Origin of the sequence: Citreicoccus inhibens (assembly GCF_019039035.1) — a bacterium.
Lineage (GTDB): Bacteria > Myxococcota > Myxococcia > Myxococcales > Myxococcaceae > Citreicoccus > Citreicoccus inhibens.
Genome location: NZ_JAHNZT010000005.1, coordinates 81196 through 107424, shown reverse-complemented (window position 1 = coordinate 107424; position 26229 = coordinate 81196). Strand labels below are relative to the sequence as shown.

The 26229-nt window shown below is 70.8% G+C and carries 23 protein-coding genes; 11 read left to right on the top strand and 12 right to left on the bottom strand.

Annotated elements, in window-relative coordinates; translation table 11 throughout:
* Nucleotide 1: 1 nt before the first annotated feature.
* From KRR26_RS08810 to KRR26_RS08795, 4 genes are all read right to left on the bottom strand, one after another.
* Nucleotides 2-835, bottom strand: coding sequence for an alpha/beta fold hydrolase (locus tag KRR26_RS08810; protein ID WP_236068429.1), 834 nt, complete (start codon nt 833-835; stop codon nt 2-4).
* 96 nt (nt 836-931) lie between these two features.
* Nucleotides 932-1534: a TetR/AcrR family transcriptional regulator gene (locus KRR26_RS08805; RefSeq protein ID WP_120207409.1), complete on the bottom strand. Its 603-nt coding sequence runs from the start codon at nt 1532-1534 to the stop codon at nt 932-934.
* Nucleotides 1535-1599: 65 nt separating this feature from the next.
* The gene (locus tag KRR26_RS08800) at nt 1600-2040 is read right to left on the bottom strand and encodes a group II truncated hemoglobin (protein WP_120207407.1); all 441 of its coding nucleotides are present in this window, start codon (nt 2038-2040) and stop codon (nt 1600-1602) included.
* 90 nt (nt 2041-2130) lie between these two features.
* Nucleotides 2131-3015, bottom strand: coding sequence for a 5'-3' exonuclease (locus KRR26_RS08795; RefSeq protein WP_120207405.1), 885 nt, complete (start codon nt 3013-3015; stop codon nt 2131-2133).
* 198 nt (nt 3016-3213) lie between these two features.
* On the opposite strand from KRR26_RS08795, the gene KRR26_RS08790 reads away from it, so the two are divergent.
* The 3 genes from KRR26_RS08790 to KRR26_RS08780 all read left to right on the top strand — a co-directional run bounded on the left by KRR26_RS08790 (nt 3214) and on the right by KRR26_RS08780 (nt 5470).
* Nucleotides 3214-3573 carry a DUF4398 domain-containing protein gene (locus KRR26_RS08790; protein ID WP_120207403.1) on the top strand — a complete coding sequence of 120 codons (360 nt, stop codon included), beginning with the start codon at nt 3214-3216 and terminating at the stop codon, nt 3571-3573.
* A 22-nt stretch (nt 3574-3595) separates the two neighbouring features.
* Nucleotides 3596-4747, top strand: coding sequence for an OmpA family protein (locus KRR26_RS08785; RefSeq protein ID WP_120207401.1), 1152 nt, complete (start codon nt 3596-3598; stop codon nt 4745-4747).
* Nucleotides 4748-4873: 126 nt separating this feature from the next.
* Nucleotides 4874-5470: a GNAT family N-acetyltransferase gene (locus KRR26_RS08780; protein WP_120207399.1), complete on the top strand. Its 597-nt coding sequence runs from the start codon at nt 4874-4876 to the stop codon at nt 5468-5470.
* 10 nt (nt 5471-5480) lie between these two features.
* Here the strand turns inward: KRR26_RS08780 and KRR26_RS08775 are convergent, their stop codons facing one another.
* Both KRR26_RS08775 and KRR26_RS08770 read right to left on the bottom strand, forming a co-directional pair.
* Complete coding sequence (locus KRR26_RS08775) at nt 5481-6233, bottom strand: DUF1338 domain-containing protein (RefSeq protein WP_217079594.1); 753 nt, start codon at nt 6231-6233, stop codon at nt 5481-5483.
* Between the two features lie 487 nt (nt 6234-6720).
* Complete coding sequence (locus KRR26_RS08770; RefSeq protein ID WP_233577172.1) at nt 6721-7245, bottom strand: hypothetical protein; 525 nt, start codon at nt 7243-7245, stop codon at nt 6721-6723.
* A gap of 162 nt (nt 7246-7407) precedes the next feature.
* Here KRR26_RS08770 and KRR26_RS08765 point away from each other — a divergent pair, with 162 nt between their 5' ends.
* Nucleotides 7408-7911 carry a GNAT family N-acetyltransferase gene (locus KRR26_RS08765; RefSeq protein WP_120207680.1) on the top strand — a complete coding sequence of 168 codons (504 nt, stop codon included), beginning with the start codon at nt 7408-7410 and terminating at the stop codon, nt 7909-7911.
* Nucleotides 7912-7997: 86 nt separating this feature from the next.
* Here the strand turns inward: KRR26_RS08765 and KRR26_RS37375 are convergent, their stop codons facing one another.
* On the bottom strand, nt 7998-10208 hold the full coding sequence (locus KRR26_RS37375) for a DUF7151 family protein (RefSeq protein WP_268905791.1): 2211 nt from the start codon (nt 10206-10208) through the stop codon (nt 7998-8000).
* Nucleotides 10209-10555: 347 nt separating this feature from the next.
* On the opposite strand from KRR26_RS37375, the gene KRR26_RS08755 reads away from it, so the two are divergent.
* From KRR26_RS08755 to KRR26_RS08745, 3 genes are all read left to right on the top strand, one after another.
* Nucleotides 10556-11089, top strand: a complete 534-nt coding sequence (locus tag KRR26_RS08755; protein WP_120207393.1) for a phage tail protein — start codon at nt 10556-10558, stop codon at nt 11087-11089.
* A gap of 179 nt (nt 11090-11268) precedes the next feature.
* A complete protein-coding gene (locus KRR26_RS08750; protein ID WP_233577163.1) occupies nt 11269-12315 on the top strand; it encodes an AI-2E family transporter in 1047 nt (348 codons plus the stop codon).
* Nucleotides 12312-13016: a DedA family protein gene (locus tag KRR26_RS08745; RefSeq protein ID WP_199723821.1), complete on the top strand. Its 705-nt coding sequence runs from the start codon at nt 12312-12314 to the stop codon at nt 13014-13016. The genes KRR26_RS08750 and KRR26_RS08745 overlap by 4 nt, the downstream gene beginning before the upstream one ends.
* Here KRR26_RS08745 and bioA read toward each other — a convergent pair.
* A complete protein-coding gene (gene bioA, locus KRR26_RS08740) occupies nt 12940-14271 on the bottom strand; it encodes an adenosylmethionine--8-amino-7-oxononanoate transaminase (RefSeq protein ID WP_217079593.1) in 1332 nt (443 codons plus the stop codon). The two genes, KRR26_RS08745 and bioA, sit on opposite strands and share 77 nt — an antisense overlap.
* 281 nt (nt 14272-14552) lie before the next feature.
* Between bioA and KRR26_RS08735 the strand changes: the two genes are divergently transcribed.
* Nucleotides 14553-15344 (top strand): acyl-CoA desaturase, encoded by a 792-nt coding sequence (locus KRR26_RS08735; RefSeq protein WP_120207387.1) that lies wholly within the window; start codon nt 14553-14555, stop codon nt 15342-15344.
* A gap of 52 nt (nt 15345-15396) precedes the next feature.
* On the opposite strand, the gene KRR26_RS08730 is transcribed toward KRR26_RS08735, so the two are convergent.
* From KRR26_RS08730 to KRR26_RS08720, 3 genes are all read right to left on the bottom strand, one after another.
* Entirely contained in the window at nt 15397-16305 is a 909-nt protein-coding gene (locus tag KRR26_RS08730; RefSeq protein ID WP_120207385.1) for a hypothetical protein, read from the bottom strand.
* A gap of 143 nt (nt 16306-16448) precedes the next feature.
* Nucleotides 16449-17567: an aldo/keto reductase gene (locus tag KRR26_RS08725; RefSeq protein WP_217079592.1), complete on the bottom strand. Its 1119-nt coding sequence runs from the start codon at nt 17565-17567 to the stop codon at nt 16449-16451.
* Between the two features lie 122 nt (nt 17568-17689).
* Nucleotides 17690-17902 (bottom strand): hypothetical protein, encoded by a 213-nt coding sequence (locus KRR26_RS08720; protein WP_120207381.1) that lies wholly within the window; start codon nt 17900-17902, stop codon nt 17690-17692.
* A gap of 26 nt (nt 17903-17928) precedes the next feature.
* On the opposite strand from KRR26_RS08720, the gene KRR26_RS08715 reads away from it, so the two are divergent.
* On the top strand, nt 17929-18813 hold the full coding sequence (locus KRR26_RS08715; protein WP_217079591.1) for a hypothetical protein: 885 nt from the start codon (nt 17929-17931) through the stop codon (nt 18811-18813).
* 248 nt (nt 18814-19061) lie between these two features.
* Nucleotides 19062-20108, top strand: coding sequence for a hypothetical protein (locus tag KRR26_RS08710; RefSeq protein ID WP_120207377.1), 1047 nt, complete (start codon nt 19062-19064; stop codon nt 20106-20108).
* A gap of 43 nt (nt 20109-20151) precedes the next feature.
* Here the strand turns inward: KRR26_RS08710 and KRR26_RS08705 are convergent, their stop codons facing one another.
* Nucleotides 20152-24153, bottom strand: a complete 4002-nt coding sequence (locus tag KRR26_RS08705) for a Kelch repeat-containing protein (protein ID WP_268905789.1) — start codon at nt 24151-24153, stop codon at nt 20152-20154.
* A 105-nt stretch (nt 24154-24258) separates the two neighbouring features.
* Here KRR26_RS08705 and KRR26_RS08700 point away from each other — a divergent pair, with 105 nt between their 5' ends.
* Nucleotides 24259-26229, top strand: coding sequence for a serine/threonine protein kinase (locus KRR26_RS08700; RefSeq protein WP_217079589.1), 1971 nt, complete (start codon nt 24259-24261; stop codon nt 26227-26229).

Sequence of the window (26229 nt, the reverse complement as noted above, 5' to 3'; positions counted from 1 at the left end):
CTCACGCGGCAGCGGCGCGCCCCTCTTGGAGAAACGCCACCGCGTCCCGCACCACGTCCGGATGATGCAGGATGCGGTGGTGGCCCAGCCCCGTCGTGCGCGTGATGCGAGCCCCCGGCCACAGGCGCGCGTAGACCTCTCCGGACGCGAGCGGCACCTCGGCGTCTCCCTCATCGTGGAAGACATGCAGCGGCACGCGCATCCGCGGCGCGAAGAGCCATGCCTGGTCCTCCGCGAGGCGATGACCCGCGCGCGCCTCCATCTTCCCCATCAGCCGTGACTCCACGCGCTCCGGCAGCCCCACGTGGTCCGAGAACCAACGCACGGTCGTGGTGGGGTCCGACGGCGGCGCCAGGAACACCGCGCGCTGCACCGCCAACCCATCCCGCATGGCCAGCGCCGACGCGGCCGCGCCAAAGCTGTGCCCCACCACCGCGTGCGGCCCACCCGTCGCTCGCGCCACCGCCGACACCATGTCCTTCATCTCGGGCAACGAGCTGGTGCGTCCCGACGACTCGCCATGCGCCGGCGCGTCGTACGTCACCACCGAGAAGCCCGCATCCACCAGCGGCGCCACGAAGGCGGTGAGCTGCCCACCGTAGCCGCTCCACCCGTGCACCAGCAGCACGCGCGGCCCATGCCCCCAGCTCCACACCGCCACCTGCTCGCCCCCCAGCCGGAGGAAGCGGCGGCGGCCCGTCGCCAGCACCGCCTCGGACGTGCGCGAGCGGCGCGGACGCCGAGGCGTGAGGAACGCCTGCTCCGCCCAGGACGCCACCCACCCCGGCGCCACCGTGCCCGCGCCCTGCACCGCCACCCGCAGCGCCTGGGACATCACTTTAGTGCGAACGTTCGTGCTATTTTCAGCCATGACGTGGGCCTCGGACAGGGAGCCCCAACGGGCTCCGGGAGAGTCGAAAGACGCGCGGCCCTAGGTGGGCCGGGCGCGAACAAAGGAGAGCAACACCTCGAAGGCACGCCGGGCGCGCGCCTCACCTCGCGGGTCCCTCAAGAGGCGCGCCGCGTGGTGGTACCCCAGGAACACCGCGTACTCGTCATGGGCGAACTGGTCCACGTCCGTGTCCGCCCGGAAGTGCCCCTCCGCCACCGCGATGCGGGCCGCCTGTGCCAGGCAGTCCAGCCAGTCCCGCTGCGTCTGCACCAGCCGGTCTCGCGCGGGCCCGGGCGAGTCATCCAGCTCCACCGACGCCGCCACGAAGAGACAGCCGCCCTCCAGCTCCTCGTCGCGCGCCCAGTTCGTCAGCCAGTTCTCGAACAGGGCCCGCACACGCGGCTCGCCACGCGGCTGCGTCAGCGCGGGACGGATGACCCGCTCGGTGAACCGCGCGCTGGCCGCCTCCAGCACCTCCACCTGGAGGGAGACCTTCGAGCGGAAGTGCGCGAACAGGCCGCTCTTGGACAGGTTCAGCTCGTCCGCCAGCCCGCCAATGCTCAAGCCCTGCAACCCCACGCGGCTCGCCACGCGGACCGCCCGCTCGAGAATCGCCTGGTGCGTCAGCTCGCCCTTCCGCATCACGCTCCCTGAGATAAAACGGTCGTGCTTTTTTCGCAAGTCCGTCGCCCCCGTGGGCGGCCGACTCAGCCCTCGGTGTTCCGGAGGAAGTCGGCCACCTGGGCGAACCGGTCATCCAGGAAGCGGCGCAGGCCGCCCGTGACGCCGCGCGAATCCAGGGCCCTGGCCATGCTGCGCAGCCACGCATCGCGCATGGCGACATTCACGGGCACATGGCCATGGCGCATCCGCAGGCGGGGATGGCCGTGCTGGGCGGCGTAGTGCTGGGGGCCTCCCAGCCATCCGATGAGGAAGAGGCCGAAGCGCTCGCGCGTGCCGCGGTTCACCCGGCCCGCCTCATCCAGCTCATGGATGCGGGCGAGCGCGGGCTCGGTCGCGTCCATGGCGTCATAGAAGGCCTCGGCCAGCGCGATGACGGCCGCTTCGCCGCCCAGGCGCGCGAAGGGCGTGTCGTCCAGCGTGGGCACCCAGTCATCAGAGGGGGGCAGCTTCAACTCGATGGGCATGGTCTCCTTCAACGTCGGGCCGGGCTCGGCCATTCGCGCCGGCGGAGTGTGCCCCAACCCAGCGCAGGGGACACGGCCGGAAGCACGGGCTCACTTCGCCCAGCGCTTGGGGCGCTTCTTGAGCGTGGTGAGGCCCAGCCCATCGCAGAAGGCCAGGAAGGCCGCCTCGGGGACCCCCTTCCACTCCAGGTCCGCGAGTGACCGCGTGTCCGGCAGCGGCGCATCCGTCACCAGGGTGGCCAGCGTGCGGTAGAGCCGCGCCTCCTCTCGGTGCGCGCGCAGCGTGGCGGCCAGCTTCTCCGCGCCTCGGGGCTTCGCGCCCCACGCCGAGGCGTCATCGGGGATGGACTCCAGGTGGCCATGCGCGGACAGCACCGCCGCCGCGCCCTTCTCTCCGAAGCCCGGCAGGCCCGGGATGCCGTCCGCGTCGTCGCCCATCAGCGCGAGCAGGTCGGGGATGCTCGCGGGCGGCACGCCCAGCTTCGCGCGCACCGCGTCCTCGTCCAGCTCCTTCTCCTGCCGTCGGTCCACCTGCACCACCTTCCGGCCGCGGACGCACTGTCCCAGGTCCTTGTCCGGCGTGAGCAGGCGCACCTGCTCCACCTCGCCCGCGAAGCGCGCGGCGGCGGTGGCGAGCGCGTCATCCGCTTCGTGCTCCTTCATGGACCACACGCGGACGCCCAGCGTGCGCACCGCCGCTTCCACGAGGTTGAACTGCGCGAGCAGCTCGGGCGGCACGCCCTCGTCGCTCTTGTAGCCCGCGAACAGCGCGTTGCGGAACGAGCGGATGGGGTTGTCAAAGGCCACCGCCACGTGCGTGACGGCCTCGGCCGGGTCGTGCAGGAGCGCCAGCAGCGACGACATCACGCCCACCGTCGCCTTCACGTCCCGCCCATCCGGAGACACCGTCCCCGGGCGCGGCGAGAAGTGCGCGCGGAACAGCTCATACGTGCCATCCACCAAGTGCAAGCGCATGGGCTCCCCTCTACCGCTCCTCGCGCGCGGCGGCCAGCAAGGAGCGCGCCCGCCGGGCGGGACGGTCATGCCCACCCGCCCGGCACGCGAGCGCCTCTGCCCCCGTTGTCATGCACCCAACGGGGACACACCTCTCGTCCTGTGAATGAAGGCGCGGTGCGCTCGCGCGCCCCCTCGCGCCTCGGCCGGAGGTGAACGATGCGACCGAAGCTTTGTGCCAGCTTGCTCTGCCTCACCCTCGCGGGCTGCGCCGGCAGTCAGGTGCGTCCCGCGACCCAATCGCAGCGCGTCCACGCGGAGGCGTCCCTGCGCGCCGCCGAGGAGTCCGGCGGCGAGCGGATCCCCGAAGCCGCGCGACACATGACCTACGCGCGCCAGCAACTCACCCGCGCCGAGCACCTGCTGGGCCAGGGTGAACAGAAGAGCGCCGCGCTCCAGTTCGAACAGGCCGCGGCGGACGCGGACCTCGCGCTGGCGTTGGCCCGAGCGGTGCCCCTCGAGGAGCAGGCGCGCCGCACCACCGATCAGGTCGAGGCCCTGCGCCGAGGCCAGCAGTAGAGAGCCGAGAGGAGAGAGCGTCATGTTGCCTTGGAAGCACGGATGGAAGGTCATCGCCGGAGCCCTGGCGCTCACGGCGGTGGGATGTGCCCATGCGCCGGCGCCTCGCGAGCTGGTCGAGGCGCGCTCGGCCTATCAGCGCACCGCCGAGAGCCCCGAGGGCCAGGCACGTCCCAAGGACGTGGCCGCCGCCCACGCAGCGCTCGAGCAGGCGGAGAAGGAGTACGCGAAGAGCCAGGACTCGGCGCGCACGCGCTCGCTGTCCTACGTGGCCCTGCGCAAGGCGCAGCTCGCCCAGGTGCGAGGTGGGGCGGAGCTGGCCGCGCGTCAGCAGGCCCTGTCACAACAGGCGCTGCTGGAGGCGCAGCAACAACAACAGCAGCGCACGCAGGCGGAGCTGGACTCCACGCGCCAGCAGTTGGCGGCCGCGGAGAACGCCCGGCAGGAAGCCGAGCGCCGGCATTCCGAGGCCAGCTCCATGGCGCAGACCCAGCAGTCCGCGTCGCAGCAACAACTGGAGGCCGAGCGTCAGGCTCGCGCCGAGGCGGAGCAGCGCGCCCAGGATGCGGTCAACCAGTTGGACAAGCTGTCCAACGTGAAGGTGAAGGAGGAGGCCCGGGGCACCGTGGTGACCCTGTCTGGCAGCGTCCTCTTCGCCTCGGGGCAGACGGACCTGCTGCCCGCCGCGCGCAACCGGCTCGCGGATGTGGCCGGCGCGCTCAAGGAGTCCAGTCGGCCGCTGCTCATCGAGGGCCACACGGACTCGCAAGGCTCGGATGCCTTCAACGAGCAGCTCTCGTTGCACCGCGCCGAGCGCGTGCGCGACTTCCTGGTGAGCCAGGGCGTGCCCGCGGACCGCATCGACGTGCGCGGTCTGGGGAAGCACCAGCCCGTGGCGAGCAACCGCACGCCCGAGGGCCGCGCCAACAACCGCCGCGTGGAGATTGTCGTCGAGCGCGGCATGGCGAACGCAGGCGGGCAGCAGCCCGGCGGCGTGGGCGGCAGCGGCGCGAAGGGCGAGAAGCCACCGCACCAGCAGCCGTCGCACGGCAAGTCGTCGCACGCGCATCCGTCGCACGACACGTCGCATGACACGTCGTCGCACGAAGGCTCGTCGAGCGAGAGCCCGTCATCGCCGCAGCAGGACTCCGCCCCCACCTCGCCTCAGCCGTGAGGACCTGGACGCTCCGGCCGGAGCTCCCTCCGGCCGGGGCGTCGTCACGCGGACGGAACAAGCAGGCGCTGTCGTCAGGCGCGCACCTCACGCCTGGACGCGCTAGCGTTCACCCAGGTCCGCGCCATGACGAGCGACAGCCCTCCCCTCTTGCTCACCACCGAGCGCCTCCACGTCACGCAACTGCCCTCGGATGCGGCGGCGCGCGTGCTGGCGTACTACGACACCAACCGTGAGCACCTGGGCGCGGTGTCCCCCACGCGGCCCGCCACCTTCTTCTCCACGGCGTACTGGCGCACGCGGCTCGCGCAGGACCGCGAGGACTTCCGCCACGACATCTCCTTGCGCCTGTATGTGCTGCCACGCGATGCACCGCCGTCCTCGGCGCCCGTCATCGGCAACATCTCACTCACCCATATCCGCCGGGGGCCGCTCCAGGCCGCGGACCTGGGCTATGGCCTCGACCGGAACCACACGGGACACGGCTTCATGACCGAGGCCCTGCGCGCCGTGTGCGACTACGCCTTCAGCGGCATGGGCCTGCACCGACTCCAAGCCAACCACCTGCCGGAGAACCTCAAGAGCGCCGCGGTGCTGCGGCGCCTGGGCTTCGCCGTGGAGGGCTACGCGCGGGACTTCCTCCTCATCGACGGACACTGGCGAGACCACGTGCTCACCTCGCTCGTGGCGCCACCGGAGCCCGGCCTGCTCGCGGGCCCCTGAGCTCGCGGCGTCACCCGCGCCGGGTCATGTCGAACAGCGCGCGGGCCTGCGGCCCCAGGAAGCCGTCGAAGTGGGGCGCTCGCTGGGCGATCTCGAAATACGCATAGGGCCACGCGCGCGTCGCGCCGCCCTGGAGCAGCACGGGCAGCGGTGAGGCGTGCGTGGCCGTCTGCCGGAGCGCCGTGCCGGGCTCGCCCTCGATGTCCGCCTTCATGGGCACGCCCGCCTCGCGCATGCGCCGCTGCCAGACCTCCACGTCATCCACCGCGCCGGTGAAGTGGTTCACCTTGCGCCCGAAGGCCAGGAGCCAGGCCCCGTACTGGCTCTCCTTCTCCAGCTCCAGCAACGCGGCCTCGGACGGAGGAGGCGGCGCGTGGAACCACGCGGCCAGCGCGTCCACCTCCTCGGGCGGCGGCGGATCCTCCGGCAGCGTCGCGAGCAGCTCGCGGGCCCGGGCCGACAGCTCCTCCGACCTCAGCTCGGAGATGAACACGCGCGGCAATCCTTCCGGATGGGCCAGGTAGATGGCGGACAGGCGTGCATCCGGGAACGTGTACGCGCCCGCCGCGCGCCAGCCGAGCCGCTCGAACGGGCGGGACATCAACGCGATGCCGCCCCCGGGGCGAGCCAGCGAGCGCAGCGCGACGTGGTCATTGCGGAAGGTGCCTCCACAGAGCGTCACGAAGGTGCGCGCGTATGGCACCTCGGAGGCGTAGCGCTCCCACAGCAGGTCCAGCAGATGCGAGGCGGCGGTCGTCGACATGCGCGCAGTCTATGCACCGCTCATGCGCCAGAAATGAGCGGCGGCGCGCGACTCCCGATCCTTGGAGGGGATTTCATCGGAGTCGCGCGCCGCCGAGAGCGACCTGCGAAGACCTATGGCTTCCCGCCGACACCCACCCACTCCCAGTACGCGTTGACATCCGTCAAGCGATCCTGCGGCGGCGCTCGAAAGCGCGCGGGGGAATAGGGTGTGCGGAGGAGAAAAGCCAGACCGTTGCAAGGTCTTTCATCAGAACCACATCGCACCGCCATTAAGTCTGTCTAATTTACTCTTTCTTGACCGTAAGATTGCGCCATGGGTGTGTATTGTCCCCACTCACGCAACCCGCCGTCACTCCAAGACTTTTCTGAGAGTCCCCCTGCCCTGCGCCGGCGCGTCACGTCCTCCCCGTGTTTCCAACGTTTCAGGTCACTGACGCTTTCTCGGAATTGTTGAAAGACAGTCGCGCGGCAGCGAGCCGCCGCCCTCAGTGCAGATGGTCGGGGAGCATGGGCAGACCGTGGAAGAAGCGGCGCCCGTTCTCGAAGCGGCGGTGAAACGCGGAGCGATCCACCAGGTAGAGCCGGGCCATCTCCTCTTCTCCGTAGGCGCGGAAGAAGACGGCGCGGGCCTCGTCGCAGGCTTCCTCGTAGGCGGCGCACAGCGCCTCCCAGTCCTCGGGGGGCGGCTCGTCCTCGGGCCAGCCCTCGTCACCGAGGCCATATTCGCGCTCCAGCGCGTCCAGCTCTCGCGCGAGGAAGCGAACACGCGCGTCATCGGAGATGGACTCATCCGCCATGGCGGTGAGCAGGTGGGCCACGAGGAAGAAGCCCGCGTCCGGCGGCACCGAGCCCTCGTCCCGGGCTCCGCGGAAAGCGACCAGGAGCTGCGCGTCCATCGCGTCGTCGCCGAGTTCCATGAGGCGCGCGGCCAGTCCGCGCCACCGGGCCTCGGTCTCACGTGCCTCTTGGAGCGCCGCCGTCAGGTCGTGTTCTCGCGTCTTCTTCATCATGCCGTGCTCCTGTCGGGGAAACGCCCGAGGCTCCCATTCCGGTCTGACGCGCGGAGGCCGTCCCCTCAACGCGTGAGCAACGAGCTGCGTGTCTGGGCCGCGCGCGACCCGTGTGGCGAGCAACCCCGCGCCGACGGTGGACGCACCAAGGACCCCGGAGCCATGCTCACGAGCACCGTGCTCGCGACCCTTCGCTCCGTCACCCCCGAGGACTCCGCCTTCTTGTTCGCGCTGTACGCCAGCACCCGCGCGGAGGAGCTCGCCGCCTGGGGTTGGGCTCCCGCCCAATCGGATGCCTTCCTGCGCCTGCAATGGCTCGCCCAGCAGCGGGACTGGTCCCTGCGCTTCCCCGGCGCGGAGCACCATGTCGTCCTCCACGACGGACGACCCGCCGGACGATTGCTGGTGGCCCGCGCGGAAGACGCGGAAGCCTGGCGGCTGGTGGACGTGTCGCTCCTGCCCGAGCACCGCGGCGTGGGCCTGGGGACCCACCTGCTGAAGTCCCTCCAAGCCGAGGCGGCGCGCGCGGGACGCCCCCTGCACCTGAGCGTGCGCGCGGACAACCCGGCGCGCCGGCTCTATGCGCGGCTCGGCTTCCAGGAGCAGCCGAACCCGGAGCCGGGCGCCCCCTCCGTGGCCATGCAGTGGAGTGCCCCCAGCCGTTGAAACACGCCCCTTGAAACGCGAACGGCCCGCGAGCCATCAGGCACTCGCGGGCCGCGTCGCGATGAGCGGGGACGCTCGGGGTCACCTCACAGCAGCAGGTCCTCCGGCTCGGGCACCACCGTCGTGAAGACGTAGCCCGGGGAGCCCGCCGACGCGGCCACGAAGGCCGCGCCGAAGACGGGGTTGCTGCCGCCGTTGCCGCCGTTGCCGCCGCACGCGCCGCCGCCGCTGCCCGCCGAGTTGGAGGCGGAGCCCACGCTGTCCGCGCCCGCCGCGCCCGCGTTCACTTCAATCGTGCCCGGACGGTTGATGGAGTTCGGCGAGATGAGGTGGATGATGCCGCCACCACCACCGCCGCCACCGCCCGCGCCCGCCGTCCCCCCGTTCACGTTGCGGCCCGGAGCGCCCGCGCCGCCATTGGCGCGCAGCACGCCGCTCACCATGATGGTGCCTCGGGACGCGATGACGATGACGCCACCCGCGCCTCCGCCCGCGCCGCCCGTGTCCGCGGTGGTGCTGGCCGGATCCGTCCCGGGGTTGCCATTGGCGAGGATGGAGGCGCCAGCCGCGATGGTGACGTTGCCGCGCGCGGCGATGAACACCGAGCCGCCGCCCTCACCGCCGCTCATCGCGGGAACCCGGTCACCCGCGCCGCCCGCCGCGGCCACCGGGCGCAGCACGTGCGAGGCCTGCAGCTTGCCCAGGCCCACGCCGCCTCCGATGGTGGTGGGCGCCGACAGCGCGAGGCCCGGCGGCGCGGTGCCCACGCCGGTGTCCTGCGTCCCCGGCGCCACGAGGATGGAGCCGTTCACGACGACGTCGCCCGTGGCGCGCAGCGTGGTGCCGCTCGGCAGGACCAGCGAGCCGCTGATGTTGATGCTCGAGAACTGCAGGTGGTGGCGACCGGCGAGCGAGTCGAAGCCCGCCGCCGTGGTCAGGTCCAAGGTCGAGCCCACCGCGACGCTGAGCGCGCCGCCCGAGCCATCCCCGTAGACATTCATCGCGCCCGCGGCGCCCTGCGGTCCCGTCGCGCCGGTGGCGCCCGTCGCGCCGGTGGCGCCCGTGGCCCCCTGCGGCCCCGTCGCTCCCGTGGCGCCCTGCACACCCTGGGGGCCCTGCGCGCCGTTGCACACGTAGCGCGTGAACGCGGGATTCACCTCACCGGACTCCAGCGCGCCGTTGCCGTTGGTGTCCGTGCCAATCTGGATCCGCGTGCCGCCCGTCGCGCAGTTCGCGCCCGCGGGCTCCGCGGCGGTGGCGGACAGCGAGTGCAGCCCCTGCGCGCCCTGAGGCCCCGTCGCGCCCGTCGCGCCCGTCGCACCGGTGGCGCCCTGCACACCCTGGGGGCCCTGCGCGCCGTGGCACACATAGCGGGTCTGGGCCGCATCCACCTCACCCGGATCCAGCGTGCCGTCCCGGTCCGTGTCGAGCCCCACTTCGACCTTCACGCCACCCGTGGCGCAGTTCGCGCCCGCGGGCTCGGTGGTGGTCTTCACCAGCGCGACATCGCCCTTGTCACCCTTGTCGCCCTTCACACCCTGCGGGCCCACGGCGCCTTGAGCCCCCGTGGCACCGGTCGCGCCGGTGTCTCCCTTGGGGCCCGTCGCGCCCGTGTCGCCCTTGAGACCCTGGACGCCCTGCGGGCCCACCGCGCCCGTGGCGCCGGTGTCTCCCTTGGGGCCCACGTCGCCCTTGAGGCCCTGCGAGCCCGTGGCACCGGTCGCGCCGGTGTCTCCCTTGGGGCCCGTCGCGCCCGTGTCACCCTTCGCGCCCGTGCCGCCCATGTCGCCCTTGAACCCCTGCGGGCCCACGGCACCGGTGGCGCCCTGCGCGCCGTTGCACACGTAGCGGGTCAGCTCCGCGTCGACTTCCTCATCGTCGAGGATGCCGTCCAGGTCCTTGTCGACGCCGACCTCCAGCCTCACGCCGCCCATGGCACACGAGAGCCCCGGCAGCTCCGGGGCCGTGCGCGCGACCGCGCCCAAGCCGCGAGGTCCCACCGGGCCCACCGGGCCTTCGGGCCCCTGCGCGCCTCCCGCCTGACCTGCGGGGCCCTGCGGGCCAACGTCACCCTTGTCGCCCTTCTCTCCCTTCGCGCCGGGCGCTCCCGCCGCGCCCTGAGCGCCAGCGGGGCCTTGGGCGCCCTGCGCGCCTTGGGCGCCCTGCGCGCCTTGGGCGCCCTGCGCGCCTTGTGGACCCGTGGACTCCGAGCATCCGGAGAGGACCAGCAGGGTCGTGAGAGACAAACTGCGGAACATCTTCCAGCCCGTAAGGCTGTGCGCGCGTGCGTCGGCCATGAACAACTCCGTGAGTTCGAGAGATGCGGTCAGAGTCGGTCGACACAGCAGGTAGACCGGACCGCGGAATCACGTGCGGGGCCGCGCACACCAACTCAACGACAACGGACAGGAATCTTGCCTCGAAGGGTGATTTTTGACTAGACCATGCTTTTGCGTCCCCACGGGACGCCCAGCCGGATGCGGCCCCTTTCGCCTGGCTTTCGCTGACCCCACACCCCCCGGACTCTCCGCTCGCCTCGCGCGAGGACGCTCCCCTTGCGCGCATCGGGAACGCCCGAGTCCTCCACGTGTGGGCCCGCACGCACTGTCGACCACGCAACACCGCACCCGAGAGGTAGTCGCTCATGTCGGATCCATTCATCGGTGAAATCCGGATGTTCGGTGGAAACTTCGCCCCGCGCGGCTGGGCGTTCTGCAACGGCCAACTGCTCTCCATCGCGCAGAACTCCGCGCTGTTCTCCATTCTGGGAATCACCTACGGCGGCAACGGGCAGACCACGTTCGCGCTGCCGGATCTGCGCGGCCGCTCGCCCATGCAGTGGGGCCAGGGACCGGGCCTGTCGCCGCGCACCCTGGGCGAGCAGGGCGGCACGGAGACCGTGACGCTCGTCGCCAACCAGATGCCCGCGCACACCCACTCGCTGGTCGCGAGCGTGACACAGGCCGACGCGGCCAACCCCGAAGGCATGTTCAACGCCATCCAGGTGGATTCGAGCACGCAGCAGCCGGTCAACATGTACAACGCCACCGCCGGCACGACGATGAGCCCTCAGGCCATTGGCATCGCCGGGGGCAGCCAGCCGCACAACAACATGGCGCCGTACCTGTGCGTGAGCTTCATCATCGCGCTGCAGGGCGTGTACCCCTCGCGCAACTAATCCCACGCGCGCCCGGGCGGAGGGCATCGCACCTCCGTCCACGGCGCGACATCCGCGTCACGGCGGGGCTGGTCTCGGCCCCGCGCCATGCACATCCCGAGGGAACGGGGCGCTACGTCGAGCGGCCCCGGGGCACGGGGATGGTGGCGGAGCACGAGGCGACAAGACCGCGGTCCCAGGTGACGCCGCGCACGGTCTACACCGTGTGTTTCACCGCGCTGTCCGTGCTCGTGCTCGTCGCGCTGGTGATGCGCACGCGCATGGCGCTCACGCTGGTGGGAATCGCGGCGCTCCTGTCGCTCGCGCTGGAGCACGGCGTGTCGTGGCTGGAGCGGCGCAAGCTGCGGCGCGGACTGGCCATCGCGGTGGTGCTCACCGCCGCGCTGCTGGTGCTCGCGGCGATGGCGCTCCTGGTCATCCCCGCGGCGGTGTCGCAAGTGGACGCGCTCGTGCAGCAGTGGCCCACCCTGTGGAGCGAACTGCGCGAGGAGCGGGCGCTGCGCGTGGTGAACCAGCGGCTGCGCAGCCTGGGCTGGGCCCAGCGGCTGGAGCAGGCCACGCCGGAGCTCGCCGGCACGCTGCCCTCGCTGCTCGCCCGCGCCATTGGCGGGCTCGTGGGCGTGCTGGGCGGCGCGCTCAGCGTGTTCTTCCTCGTGGTCTTCATGCTGTCGTTCGGCGGCGGCCTCTTGCGCCGCGCGCTGGACCTGGCCGGGCCCGAGCACCGCCTGCGCTACGTGCGCGTGATGCGCAACGTGTACCGGGCGACGGGCGGCTACCTCTCCGGCATCACGCTCATCTGCACCATCAACGCCACGCTCACCACCACGTGCCTCGCGGTGTTGGGCATGCCCTTCTTCCTGCCCCTGGGCATCGCCAGCGGCTTCTCCAGCCTGGTGCCCTACGCGGGCCCCATCGTCGCGGGGGGCTTCATCACGCTGCTGACGTGGGCCACGGGCGGGCTGTGGAAGGCCGTCACGGTGCTCGTCTACTTCCTGCTGTACGGCCAGCTCGAGGGCAACGTGCTGGCCCCGCTCGTGTTCAAGCGCACCACGCACGTCAACCCGCTGGTGACCCTGCTGGCGGTGCTCTTCTGCGCGGAGCTGGGGGGCGTGGTGGGCGCGGTGGTGGCGGTGCCCGTGGCCGCCACCGCCCAAATCATCGCGCGCGAGCTCCTGCTCTTTCGTCAGGAGCGGCGCGACGCGTCCCCTCATCAGGCCCCACCGTGAGCGACAGCCCGCTGAGACTGCTGCTCGCGCATGGCTCGGCGCCGCTGCTGTATGGCGCGCTGGTGATGGGCGGCCTGGGCCTGCCGCTCCCCGAGGATGTGGTGCACCTGGCCGCGGGCGTGCTCGCGCACCGGGGGGTCATCGCGCTGCCGGTGGCCTACGCGGTGTGCATGGCCGGCGTATTGAGCGGGGACACGGCGCTGTTCCTGGTGTCTCGCCGGCTGGGCCCGGCGCTGTACACGAACCGCTACACCGGCCGCCTCTTCCCCGCCGAGCGTCGCGCGCGCGTCGAGCAACTCTACGCGCGACACGGCCCGCGGATGGTGTTCTTCGGGCGCTTCATGTCCGTGCTGCGGGTGCCGGTGTTCGCCATGGCGGCGGTGGAGGACATGCCGCTCGCGCACTTCCTGCTGTGGGACGCGCTGGCCCTGTGCATCAACTGCCCCGCGCTGGTGACGCTGGGCTACCTGGGCTCGAGCAGCGTGGATCGCCTGGCGCGCGGCGTGGGACACGTCGAGCACCTCGTCGCGCTGGTCGCGGTCTTGCTCGTGCTAGGGGGGTTGGTCGTGCGCTGGCGACGCACGCGACGCGCCAGCGCCCCGTCCCCCACGTCCCACGCGGGCCTCAGTCCTTCGCGACCTCGCGCAGGCTGTCCTCCACGCCCGCCAGCAACACGTCGAGCGCGGCGTCGGGGATGTTGAGCGGAGGCGCGATGTACACCGTGTCGCCGAGCGGACGCAGGTACAGCCCCCGGCGCCGCGCCGCCTCGTAGACGCGCCAGCCCCGGTTGGCCAGGTAGCCGCCGCCGCCCAGGTCCACCGCGCCCACCATGCCCACCGCGCGCGGCCGAGTCAGTCCGGGAATCTCGCGCGCCATGCGCTCGAAGGCCGCCTGGATGCGCGGCGCCTTGCGCACCACCTGCCCCAGCACGTCCTCGTCGCGATAGACGGCGAGCACCTCGCGCGCCACGGCCGCGCCCAGCGGGTTCCCGCAGTACGAGTGGCCGTAGTACAGCGCCCGGCTCTTCTCACCGAGGAAGCCGGAGAAGACGCGCTCGGACGCGAGCGTCACCGCGAAGGGCAGCAGTCCGCCGCTGAGCGCCTTGGCCAGACACAGCAGGTCCGGCACCACGCCCGCCAGGTCCACCGCGAAGCGCGCGCCCGTGCGCCCCATGCCGGTGAAGACCTCGTCCGCGATGAGGAAGGTGTCCACCGCGCGCGTCGCCTCGCGCACCGCGCGCACGAAGTCCGGCGAGTACATGAGCATGCCGCCCGCGCCCTGGATGACCGGCTCCAGGATGACGCCGGCGATCTCCTCCGGGTGTGCGCGCAGCGCGGCCTCTACCTCGGAGAAGGCGCGCGCCCAGCCCCCCTCTTCCGCGGGCGACGGCACGTGCACCACGTCGAAGAGCAGCGGCCCGAAGACGTCGCGGAACACCTTCACACCGCCCACGCTGGTGGAGCCCACCGTCTCGCCGTGGAAGGCCTCGGTCAGCGTGATGAAGCGCGTGCGGCGCGGGCGCCCGTTCTGCGCCCAGTACTGCGCGGCCATCTTGATGGCCACCTCCACCGCGGTGCTGCCGTTGTCCGAGTAGAAGACCCGCGACAACCTCTGCTCGGCCGGCACGTCCGCGCGGTCCGCGCCCGGGGCAATCGCCGCCAGCTCCGCGCCCAGCCGCGCCGCGGGCTCGTGGGTGATGCCCGCGAGCGACACGTGCGCCAGGCTCGCCGCCTGCTCGGTGAGCGCGCGCACCAGGCGCGGGTGGCGGTGCCCCAGCGTCGTCACCCACCAGGAGCTGTTCGCGTCCAGGTAGCGCCTGCCATCCGCATCCAGGAGGTAGGGCCCTTCGGCGCCCACCACCACCAGCGGATCCGTCTCCGCGATGTACTGCGCCATCGCGGTGTAGGGGTGCCAGACGTGCTGCTTGTCCAGGCCAATGATGTTCGCCCGCTCCACGTGCGTGCTCCTCCGGGAAGACGCGCGATGACGCGCGATGACGGGCGTTCTGCCCGCCCACCGCACCACCCGCAACCCTCACGTTCACCCGCCCTCGCTCGACCGAATGGATTGCCGCACCGCGGCTTATCCCCCGGAAGACAGGGCGCCCGCCCGCCGGCGCCAGCGGCCCGTCTCGCGGATGCCGCCCGCCCTGGGCGTCCCCACCTTCGTGCGCATCGCTGACACGCCGGTGACAGGGTCGATGTTAGCCAGACACTGCCACCGCTCGTGGAGAACTCATGGCCGTCCTCGTCTTCTTCGTCAGCCACTGGTTGCTCTGTGTCTTCTTCCAGAGCTTCTTTCAGCACCGCTACGCCGCGCACCGCATGTACAGCATGGGGCCGCGCACCGAGCGCGTGGTGCACCTGTTGACCTATCTGGTCCAGGGCTCGTCGTATCTCTCACCGCGCGCGTACGCCATCCTGCACCGCGAGCACCACGCCTTCTCCGACACGGAGAAGGATCCGCACTCGCCGCACAACTTCCGCGATGTGATGCGGATGATGTGGCACACCAAGAAGCGCTACCACGCGTACGTCCACGAGTACGAGCAGCCGGAGGCCCGGTTCCTCGGTGGCTATCCGGACTGGAAGCTCATCGACCGCACGCTGGGCATGTCCTGGTGGGCGCCCATCTCCTGGGGCGTGCTGTACTCGCTCTTCTACATCGCGTTCGCCACGTCGCCCTGGATGTTCCTGCTGCTGCCCATCCACTTCCTGATGGGGCCCGTGCACGGCGCCATCGTGAACTGGTGCGGCCACAAGTACGGCTACCGGAACTTTCAGGGCAGCGACAAGTCGCGCAACACCCTGCCGGTGGACTTCCTGTGCATGGGCGAGCTGTTCCAGAACAACCACCACAAGTACGGCAGCAGCCCGAACTTCGCGGCCCGCGTGTTCGAGATCGACCCCACGTGGCAGGTCATGCGCGTGCTGGCGAAGCTGGGCATCATCCGCATCACCACGCCCCAGCGCGCCGTGTACCCCGAGCCCCGCGAGGTCGCCGCCCGCGAGGCCCCCCAGGTGGCCTGAGTCCCACGGGCGAGGCTCTCCGCCTCGCCCCCGGCCCCACCGCGGGGGCGCGCTATCTGGCCTTCTGCGTGACGAGGGTCTTCCAGTCCATGGTGAACAGGGCCCCCAGCAGCCGGCCGGGCCCGCTGGTGGGACTCACGTTGCCGCGCGCCAGGTCATTCCAGGTGGGCGTGCCCGAGCCCAGGTACGCCACCAACATCTGGATGTCCGCGGGAGGCCGCGAGGCATCCATCAGGTCCGGATTGAGCTCCTGCTGCGGACCGCGCGGCGTGTTGACGGTGACGGTCAGCGGGCGCTTCGTGTTGAGCACCACCACGCCCAGCCCCGACCCCACGCGAACCACCGAGTGCCCGTTGTAGGTGCCCAGCACCTCCGGGGTCGTCTCCAGCAGCGACGGGTCATTCACCACGACGTTGAGCGAGTCGCCTTCCCCGGGCGTGTAGTACGTGCCGTCCGTCCGGTGCACGGTCGACTTGTCCTCGAGCCGGAGGGGGAAGGCCATCAGGTAGGTCTTGCCCGCGATGCCCTTCTCCATGGGGCCGCCCCGCGACATTCCCAGCGCCACGCCCTGCCCCAGGCTCACGCCTCGGACATTCTTGAGCGCCGGGTTGGCCTTCATCGCCTCCAGGATGCGCTGCAGCTTCTTGGACATCTCGCTGGCCCCGGGCAGCTTGAGGTCGCCCGCGCTGGCGCCCACCACCAGCTTCTTGGCCACGTAGCCCGGCGCCTGCGCCGAGGGCGTGTTCTCCAGCGGCGGCGAGTCCGGGTGCAGGCGCCAGTGCTCCACGATGTACGCCGCGGTGAAGGGCGTGCCGGACTCCAGCTTGGGGCTCGCCGCGCCCTTCCCCGTCTCGGCCTGCATCGCCAGCCGAGGCGTGGCGCCTCCCACATCCGCCCGGGCCTCGGTGGTTCCCGCGGCCAACAGCAGCGCGGACAGGGACAGGGTTCGCAACGTCGTCATGGGTTCCTCCGGTGAGCCGCCGCCTCAGGGCGACGGCAGTGTACGAGGTGACACGTCCGGAGGCCGAACAGCCCTGGGTCCCCCGGAATGCCCGGCCGCCCGTCTCATGACGGTCGAGCCTTCCGGCGCTTCACTTCCCCGCCTCAGGGCGCCTGGAGCGGCCCCCGGAACCACGCCGGCTCCGCCGTCACGTGCGTGTTACCCGCCACCATTCCTCGCGTGAAGAACGGGCTCTCGAAGAAGACGTAGGGGTGGAGCAGCTCCGGCCGGCTCGCCTTCTCCAGCCTCGCGGAAAGTTCGGCTGGCAGCGTGAAGTCCAGCGCATGAAGGTTGTCCTCCAACTGCGTGAGCGAGCTGGCACCCACCAGCGTCGAGCCCACGCCGGGCCGCGTCGCGACCCAGTTGAGCGCCACCTGCGCGGGCGTGCGCCCCACCTCGCGTGCGACGGCGAGGACCTCGTCCAGCAACGCCCACGGCCGATCCTTCAGGAACTTCTCGGCCACCAGCGGCACGGCCTGGAGAAGCGCGTGGGCGCGGCCCTCGCCCTTGGGCTGATTGCCCTGGCGGGTGTACTTGCCAGTCAGGAGGCCGCCGGCCAGCGGACTCCACGGCGTAATCGCCGCCCCCATCGAGAGCGCGGCGGGGATGTGCTCGCGCTCGATGTTGCGCTCCGCCAGCGAGTACTCCAACTGGAGCGCCACCACCCGCTCCCAGCCGTGGCGCTCCGCCAGCGTCTGCGCCCGCGCGAAGTACCACGCAGGGACATCCGACAGGCCGAGGTAGCGCACCTTGCCCTCGCGAACGAGCGTGGTGAGCGTCTGCATCACCTCCTCGACGGGCGTCAGGCCATCCCAGAGGTGAACCCAGTACAGGTCCACGTAGTCCGTCTTCAGGCGCCGCAGCGACGCCTCCAGCGCGCGGTAGATGTTCTTGCGACCATTGCCGCCCGCGTTCGGGTCCCCCGGCGAGGCATTCGCGGTGAACTTGGTCGCGATGACGGAGCGCTCGCGTCCGCCTTGCCGCGCGAAGTAGTCGCCGATGATGCGCTCGCTCGAACCGGCGGTGTAGCCATCCGCCGTGTCGATGAAGTTCCCGCCCGCCTCCAGGTAGCGCGCCAGAAGGGAGTGGGCGCGCTCCTCGGGCATGCCCCAGCCGAAGTCCGTGCCGAAGGACATGGTGCCCAATGCCAACGGGCTGACCCGCAGTCCGGATTGGCCAAGCAGGTGATAGCGCGAGAGGGATTCGATAGGTCCAACAGACATGGGGTGCGCACTCCAAGGTGGCGCCGGGGTGTTCCGACGCGAGCCAGGAGATAGGCGAGCCCCCTCGGGCAAACACTCCGGTCCTTGCCGCGCAATTCGCACGACGCCCGGAGGAATTCCTCTCACTCCGTGCGCATCAGTCCTTCCAGACGCTCCATCACCTGCATCTTGTAGACCTGTGAACTACATTGGGCGCACTCGCCCTGCGGGATGTCGGTGAGCACCACGCTGCGCTGGGCCACCGTCAATTCCACTTCGATCAACCTGTGCTCGTACGCGCCGGTGCAGGGGCACTTGCCATAGTCGATCTCATTGCCTCGATGGTTCTCCGCCATGACGTTCGGCTATTCTAGCAGATACCGTGGCTCACATCCCCCGTCGCCCGCCCCCGCTCACGCTGCGCCCCACCACGCGCCGCGAGGTCCGTCCTCGACGCAACGTCGCGGGAAAGAATGGCCCCTACGTTCCGGGCCAGGAAGAGGATGACGAGGAGGAGGACCTCACCCAGGACCCAGGCATGTCGCTGGGCCAAGGCGGTGAGCGCAAGCGCTCCGCGAGCGAAGAAGAGACCTTCCGTCAGCTCGAGGAGGGCCGCACCCGGGACCGCCAGGGCACCTCGAAGACCGAGCAGGAGAGCGGCAAGACGGGCGGCGTGGGCGGGGAGTCCTCCTCGGGCAGCCGCGCCGCGGCCATGGCCCGGACCACCACCGGCTCACAGCTCGTGGCGCAGACGGACTTCCAACCCGCCAGCGTCAACGCCCCCATGAAGGCCGCGCAGGCGCAGCGCTTGGGAACCACCTCCGCCGCCATGGGAGGCATGCCCCAGGCCACCCCCGCGAGCACGCGCGCCGCGCCGCGCATGAGCCCTCAGTTCGTGCTCAGCACCTCGAAGCCCGCGGGCACGCACGCAAGCCAGCACCCGCCGCTCTCCGCCGAGGAGTCCGCGCCGCACACCGCGGTGGGCAAGGCCCTGGCCGAGGCCGCCAAGCTGGTGACCTCCTTCCTCAAGGAAGTCGACGGCATCGAGCCCCGGAGGAACGCGGCGGGCGAGACGGTGCTGCTCGTCAAAGCCAATCGCAGCCTCAGCCAGGCCTCCCTGAAGAACATTCCGGAGAAGGTGCAAGGCTTCAAGACGGTGATTCAGCTCACCTTCGCCATGCTGCCCCTGCGCCGCTCCAGCGCGCCCGCGCTCCCTCCGCCCGTGGGCTTCGTGGTGAAGAAGTCCACGCCCGTGAACAACAAGTAGGCCATGGGGGCATGCGCCCCCGTCGTCCCGCCCCCGGCGCTCCGGGAGCGGGGCAATGTCAGACAGCGAACAGTCGCGCTCCGGGCCCCTTCAGCCCGACGGCGACATTTCATTCTCGCGGCAAGCCAGCACATCCCAGGAGGACCGGATGTGCCCTGGCGTGCAAGCCCATTCCGGGAATACCCGCGGCGCCCGCATGTCTGTGTTAGCTCTGCTTGGTCGCGCAGTCAGATTGGAGTCCGGACGCCATGAAGGCCACCCAAATCCCGAAGCCCACCCTGACACAGGTTGGAAACACGAAGCTGAAGGCCCGCGCGGATCCCCCCAAGCAGCCGCCCCCCATCATCCCCCCGCACACCAGCAGCACCGCCGCCCCGAGCCACCCTCCCATCGCGCTCGACTCCAGCGCCTTCAGCCCGGCGGGCGCGGTCTCCAGTTCGGCCAAGAAGCCCGCGGCCCCGACGCTGCATCCACAAGGTCCGGCGCCCGCGCTCGCCAAGGGCACGCGCGAAAGCAAGCCGCTGAGCATCGACAAGACCGCGTGCCTCACGCACGGAATGAGCCCGGACTTCGTCAAGGACGCGCTGAGCAACGGGCAGCTCAGCTCCGCGTACAACCGGCTGGGCAAGAGCGGAAAGTACTCGCGGGACGCGGACCGCAACGGCGGCGGCGCGCTGGGGGTCTACACCCGCGCCGTGGGCACGGAGCAGAAGGGGTGGAAGGCCGAGGGCTACGGGGTGGGCAGCAACGCGGACAAGGTGCAGCTCATCCTCAGTCCCAACTTCCTCATGAAGCCCGGCCACACCTTCGAGGCCTCCTCCAGCGGAGGCGGTGGCACCGAAGCCTGGCGCGCGTCCTCGACGGACAACATGGGCCTGGTGCCGGGCGCGGCGAAGAAGGACCAGGTGGGCCTCCCCAAGGGAGATCCCCTCACTCGGACGAAGGAGATGTGGGGCAAGCAGACCGAGTCGGGCCGCAATGACAACTTCAACACCACGGTGAGCGGCTCGGACCTCAAGGTCCAGAACGAGCAACTCCACTGGGAGAAGATTCCCCTCAAGGACAACCTCAAGGGAATGGTCTGCACCTCCGAGGCGAGCTTCAACAAGATGATGCAGATCCCCGGGTCGAAGCGCAGTCAGCTCAAGATGCCCGAGGGCACGGGCATCCAGGCCATGGGCACCGTGTTCGTGGGCGACCAGAAGATCAAGGTCGCCCTGACCACCCCTGACTCCTCGATGCTGTCCACCCTGCGCGCCTCGGGCATTGCCAACAGCAACAACCAGGTGCGCTGAGCGCACCTTCCACCCGATGCGCTGAGCGGGTGAGCGCCGTCGCTCACCAGCTCGTGGCCATGGGGGCCCACCCGGCTCCCACGGCCAGCAGGAGCGCGTCCGCGCCGAAGCCTCGCTCCGTGTTGACGAAGCGCTCGTAGGCCACGTCCGCGAAGACGTGGAAGCGCCCCGTGCGCAGGCCCAACCCCAGCCCCGCGCGCCCGCCCACCGCGCCCTGCGGAATGAAGGCGGTGGCGCCCAGCAACCCATACGGCCGCAGCAGCAGCCCGCCCGAGCCTTGAATCCCAGGCAGGAAGAGGCGCCCCTCCGCGCGCACGTCCGGCCCCGCCTTCTGGCCCAGCACCGTGAGCGCCGCGCCATACCCGAAGCCGTCCGGCGCCTCGTGGGGCGCGTGGACCACCTCGGCGGTGACCGCGGGCAACATCCCGGAGCCCACCATGTCCCGCTCGCCCCGCAGGCCCACCATGCGCAACGCCCAGCCCCCCTCGGGGGAGGGGGGCAGCGACGGAGACGCCTCGGGTGTCGGAGGCGGCGCCGCGGGGGCCGGCGGGGGCGTGACCGGAGGCGCGGGCGCGCGGGCCTGCATGCGCTGCTGACGCAGGCGAGTGAACCGCTCGCGCAGCGTGCTCGACGCGTCCTCCACCGGCAGCGACACCGTGGCGTCCTGCGCCAACGCGCGCCCGAAGGCCGCGTCGGACGGCTCCATGCGGCCCAGCCCGTACTGCAGCATGCCCTCCATCAAATCCATCCAGAGGACATCCTCGGGGCCATTGCCCGGTTGGGCACGCACCTTCTGGAGCAGCGACAGCGCCTTCTCGTACTCCAGGTCTCCATAGAGCCGCTCCACGCGGCGCAGCGAGGGATTGTGCGGACGCGGACACGTGGGACACGAGGCCGGCTCCGCGACGGCGCGCGACGGCACGGTGAAGACACACAGCGCCAGGACCACCGCGGCGCCCCGCGAGGCGCCCCGCAGCCAGCGCGCGCTCAAGAGGAACAGCGCCGACACCCAGGCCCACGGGCTGGGCGCCCCACCCGCGCTGCCGCAGCCGGCGTAATAGCTATCCGGCCGCGTCTGGATCTTGAGCGCGGGGGAGCCCTGGCTGACATTGCCCGCGACGTCCGTGGCGGTGGCGGTGAGCGCGTGGGTGCGCGAGTCCACATCCAGGCCGGACTCGACGCTCCACTTTCCATCCGTGGCCGTCGCGGTGCCCGCAAGCTCCCCATCGAAATAGACAGACACCTGGCTGCCCACCTCCGCGGTGCCGGTGATGGTGGCCAATCCCGTCACCTCGTCGCCCTCGGCGGGAGACGTCACCACGGGCGGCGCGGGCGGCTGCGTATCCAAGGTCCAGGTGCGGCGCTCGGGCGTGGCGTCCATGTTGCCGCTCGTGTCGATGGCGCGCGCCGCGAGCGTGTGCGAACCGTCCGCGAGCGCGGGGAGCGTGGGCGTCCGTCCGCAGGGCGCGAAGGCCGCCGAGTCCAGGCTGCACTCGAAGCCCATCAAATCACTGTCCGGCGAATCCAGCGTGAACGGCCCGGCGCGCACGTTGGTGATCGCCGCGGGCGCGGTCGTGAACCGCGTCTCCGGCAACGTGTCATCCGCGACGCGCACCTCGCGACTCGACGACACCCCGTTGACCAGGACGGAGAGGACATAGGCGCCCGGCGCGATGCGCGGCACCTGAACCGTGGCGGACGTGTCCGTGAAGCGGTCCACCGTGAGCGTCACCCGGGCCCCCGACTCCAGCGAGGTGAGCGCGAACAGCGGGATGCCGCTCGGCGAGGAGTTGAAGCCGCCACTGCTCGCCTCGGACAAACCGCGCAGCAGCTTGCCGGCCAGCACCACCGTCGTTCCGGGGGGCAGCAGGTCCGGCGAGGTCACCTCGGGACGCCACTCCTCCAACGCGCCGCGGTCGTCCAGCAGTTCGACGTTCGCGGTGAGCCCGCCGGTCAACAGCACCTTGCCCCGAGGCAGCAACGTCGCCGAGTGATTCACATACACGCCGCCCGCCGGAGGAATCGACGTCCACAAGCCCGTCGCCGGCTCATACAGCTCCGCCGTGAGCGGCTGTGTCGTCTTGGAGCCCCCCGCCAGCAGCACGCGGCCCGATGGCAGCAACGTCGCCGTGGCCCCTCGGCGCCCCGCCGTCATCGTGTTGGTCGTCGCGGTCCACGTCCCCGTGACGGGGTCATAGACCTCCGCCTTGGTGAGGAAGGCCGTCCCATCCGAGCCGCCCGCCACCAACACCCGCCCCGACGGCAACACCGTCACCGTGGGGTCCTGGCGCGCCACCGACATGTCGCCCGTCACGGACCACTTGCCGGTGACCGGGTCGTACAGGTCCGCCCGGCCCAGCGTCGCGGTGCCATCCGTGCCCCCCGCCACCAACACCTTGCCCGTGGACAGCAGCACGGCCACGTGCCGCGCCCGGATATTGGGCATCACTCCCGTGGGGCTCCACGTCCCCGTGGCGAGGTCATACAGCTCCGCCGTGTTGGTGAAGCCATCCTCGTTCTGGCCTCCCGTGACGAGCACCTTCCCCGACGGCAACAGCGTCGCGGTGTGATGTCCCCGACGCAGGGTCATGTCCCCCACGGGAACCCAGACACTCGCCTGCGGATCGAACAGCTCTGACGACGCGAGCACCCGCGTCCCATCGAAGCCGCCCACCGCCAACACGCGCCCGGAGGGCAGCGGCGTGAGCGTATGGTTCATGCGCGCCACGGACATGGGCGTCGCACCTGCCCACGTCCCCGGCTCCGGGTCATACAGCTCGGTGGTGGCCAGCACGTGGCCATCCTGAGCGGCCACGCCCCCGGCGATCAGGACCTTGCCCGTGGACAGCAGCGTGGCCACATGGGAGTTGCGCGCGCTCGCCACAGTCCCCGTGCTGCCCCAGTGTGGCGACTCGGCGTCATACAGTTCGTTGGTGGCCAGGGCGGTGTTCGTGTCGAAGCCGCCCACGACCAGCACCCGCCCCGAAGGAAGCAACGTCGCCGTGTGCCAGTAGCGCCCCACGCTCAGCGACGGCGCCGCGCTCCACGTCCCCGTCGCGGGGTCATACAACTCCGCCGCCGCGACGACGGGGATCGGCGCGACTCCAATCAGGCCCCCCGCCACCAGGAGCTTTCCGGACGGCAGCGCCGTGGCGGATGGATACATGCGCGCCATCGACATCGAGCCCGTCGCGCTCCAGCTGTTTGTTGCAGGGTCATACAGCTCCGCGCTGGCCACCATCCCATTGCTCGACTGGCCCCCCGCCACCAGCACCCGGCCTGACACCAGCACCGTGGCGGCCGGGTAGTTGCGCAGGGTCGTCATGGTCCCCGCCGGGCTCCAAGTCCCCGACGCAGGGTCATACAGCTCCGCGTTGGTGACGCCCGCGCCGCCGCCCACGAGCACCTTGCCAGACGGGAGCAGCGTGGCCGTGTGGCCCGAGCGCGGGTTGACCAGCGAGCGCGTGGCGGTCCAGACGTTGGTGGACGGGTCATAGAGCTCCGCCGAAGCCAGCGAGGTCGTCCCCGAGCTGCCGCCCACCACCAGCACGCGCCCGTCCTTCAACACCGTGGCCGTGTGTCCAGACCGGGCCGTCGACATCGGCCTGGCGGAGCGCCAGGTCCCGCTGGCCAGGTCATACAGCTCCGCCGTGCCAATGGGCTTCGTCCCATCCTCGCCGCCCGTGACCAGCACCTGCCCGGAGGGCAGCAACGTGGCGCAATGGACGAAGTGCGCGCCCGGCATGGCGCCCGTGGGCGTCCAGAGGCCGGTGGTGGGGTCATACAATTCCGCCGTGGCAACAGCTTGCGCGCCATTGGAGCCACCCGCCACGAGCACCTTTCCCGAAGGCAGCAAGGTGGTCGAATGGGAATGGCGCGCGGTCCCCAGGGGCTGCACGGCATCCCAGACAGGCGCGAGCGCCGCAATCGCAGGCGGGGCCGCCAACGGGCGCCCTGGGTCCGCGATGACAACTGTCTGTTTCTCGACATGGGGGGACGGTGTCGATGCGCTCTCGCCGCCAGGAGTTGGGGGCGTACACGCCATCACGAGACACAGCCACGACCAGGAAAGGCGAGCAAGAGCGGGGGTCTGCATGGTGTGCTAAGGGGGAGCACCTCCTCTCGAACCCATATCACAGCAAAAGGACTCATGGCGCAGATGGAAATGGGCCGATACCTGCTCACGAGAAAGCTCGCCACGGGCGGCATGGCTGAAGTCTTCCTCGCCAAGACAGCCGGCCCCATGGGCTTCGAGAAACTGTTGGTTGTCAAACGCATCCTCCCCCACCTCGCGGAGGACCCCCAATTCGTCGAGATGTTCCTCTCCGAGGCGAAATTGGTGGCGAAGCTGGACCATCCCAACATCGTCCAAATCTTCGACTTCGGACAGGAGGAGGACGCGTACTTCATTGCCATGGAATACGTGGAGGGCCCCAACCTCCGCGCCCTCTTCAAACGGGCGCTTCAGCAGGGCCGTCGCATTCCGCTGGAGTTGAGCACTCGCATCGTCGCGCTGGCCTGTGAGGGATTGGCCTATGCCCATGAGCTGTGTGATTCGCGCACGGGCGAGCCCCTGAGCATCGTCCACCGAGACATCAGCACGGACAACCTGCTCGTCTCACGCTCGGGCAACGTGAAGGTGATGGACTTCGGCATCGCGAAGGCCGCCAATGCCAGTCAACACACCCGCTCGGGAATCCTGAAGGGGAAGCTGGGCTACATGGCGCCCGAGTACCTGATGGGGCAGCCCGCCAGCGCGCGCTCGGACCTGTATGCGTTGGGCGTGGTGCTGTATGAGCTGGTCACCGGGCGCAAACCCTTCGAGGGCGAGAGCGACGCGCAGCTCATGCGCGCGGTGCTCCAAGAGCCGTTGATCGACGTGCGGGAGCTGAGCCCGGAGACTCCCGAGGCGCTGGCGCTCGTCATCGACCAGGCGCTCGCACGCGAGCCCGAGAACCGCTACGCCAGCTGCCACGCGTTGCAGGCGGCGCTGGATGACCTGCTCCTCCAATGGGGGCGGCGGGTCGGGATGCGCGAGATTGGCAATCAGGTGAAGGAGCTGTTTCCCACGCTCCCCTCCGATGAATCAGCGCCCCCGCCCTCATCTCCCTCCTCGCCGTCCACGCCGTCGGCCCGGGTGAACACGTCGCGCACGCCCCGCCCGGTGTCCTCGGTGAGCGGCGTCGCGTCTCATACCGAGGCCACGCACCAGTCCGCATCGAAGGCCGCGCCCGAGCACGTGGTCACCGCCGCGCTGCCTCGGCGCTCCGCCTCGCGGCCGTGGGTGGCGGGGCTCGGCATCCTCGCGGGCCTGGGGCTCGCCGCGAGCGCGGGGGCGTGGTGGGCAAACCGCAACCACGCCGAGCCCACGCCGGTCGCGCAGGCGGACGCGCCTCGGCCAGCCGCGGGCGCACAGGGCACCGCGCCTGGAGCACCGCCAGCGGCCCCTCCTCCCGCGCCCACCGAGAGGGGCACCCCGACTTCGCCCGGCGGCAATGGCACGCAGGTCGCGCGCGGCAATGACATCCAGGCGGGCAACCCCGCCGCGCCCGCGGACAATGCCCCCCACGGCGCGGACCACCCCACCGCGGTCACGGCTCGAGCCCTGGACATGGGTGAAGCCACACCGGAGGCCGACACCACGGGCACACAGGCCGCCGATGCGCCCGAGCCCACCGCCACCCAGGCGCTGCTGCGAATCGAGTCACGCCCATCCGGCCAGGTGCGACTCAATGACCGCGTCGTCGGGCGCACGCCGCTCGCGCTCTCGGTGGACCCGGGCGTGGTGCGCATCGAGCTGTCCGGCACCGCCAACAAGTCACGCTTCGACAAGTCCGCTCGGCTTCAACTCAAGGCGGGCGAGAAGCGCACCGTCTCCTTGAACCCCCAGCAGCTCAGCGTGACGCTGCGAGGCAGGCCGGACGACATGACCGTCCTGACGGTGGACGGACAGCCGCTGCACGGCCCACCGCAGGTGACGCTCTACGAAGGGCGCCACCAGCTCACGCTCCGTCACGAGCCCACGAAGCGGACCTACAGCACCGACTGCGAGGTCCGCCCCGGAGACAAGCTCTGCAAGTTCTTCGTGCGGCTGGAGAGCGCCCAGGCCCGGCCCGAGTGA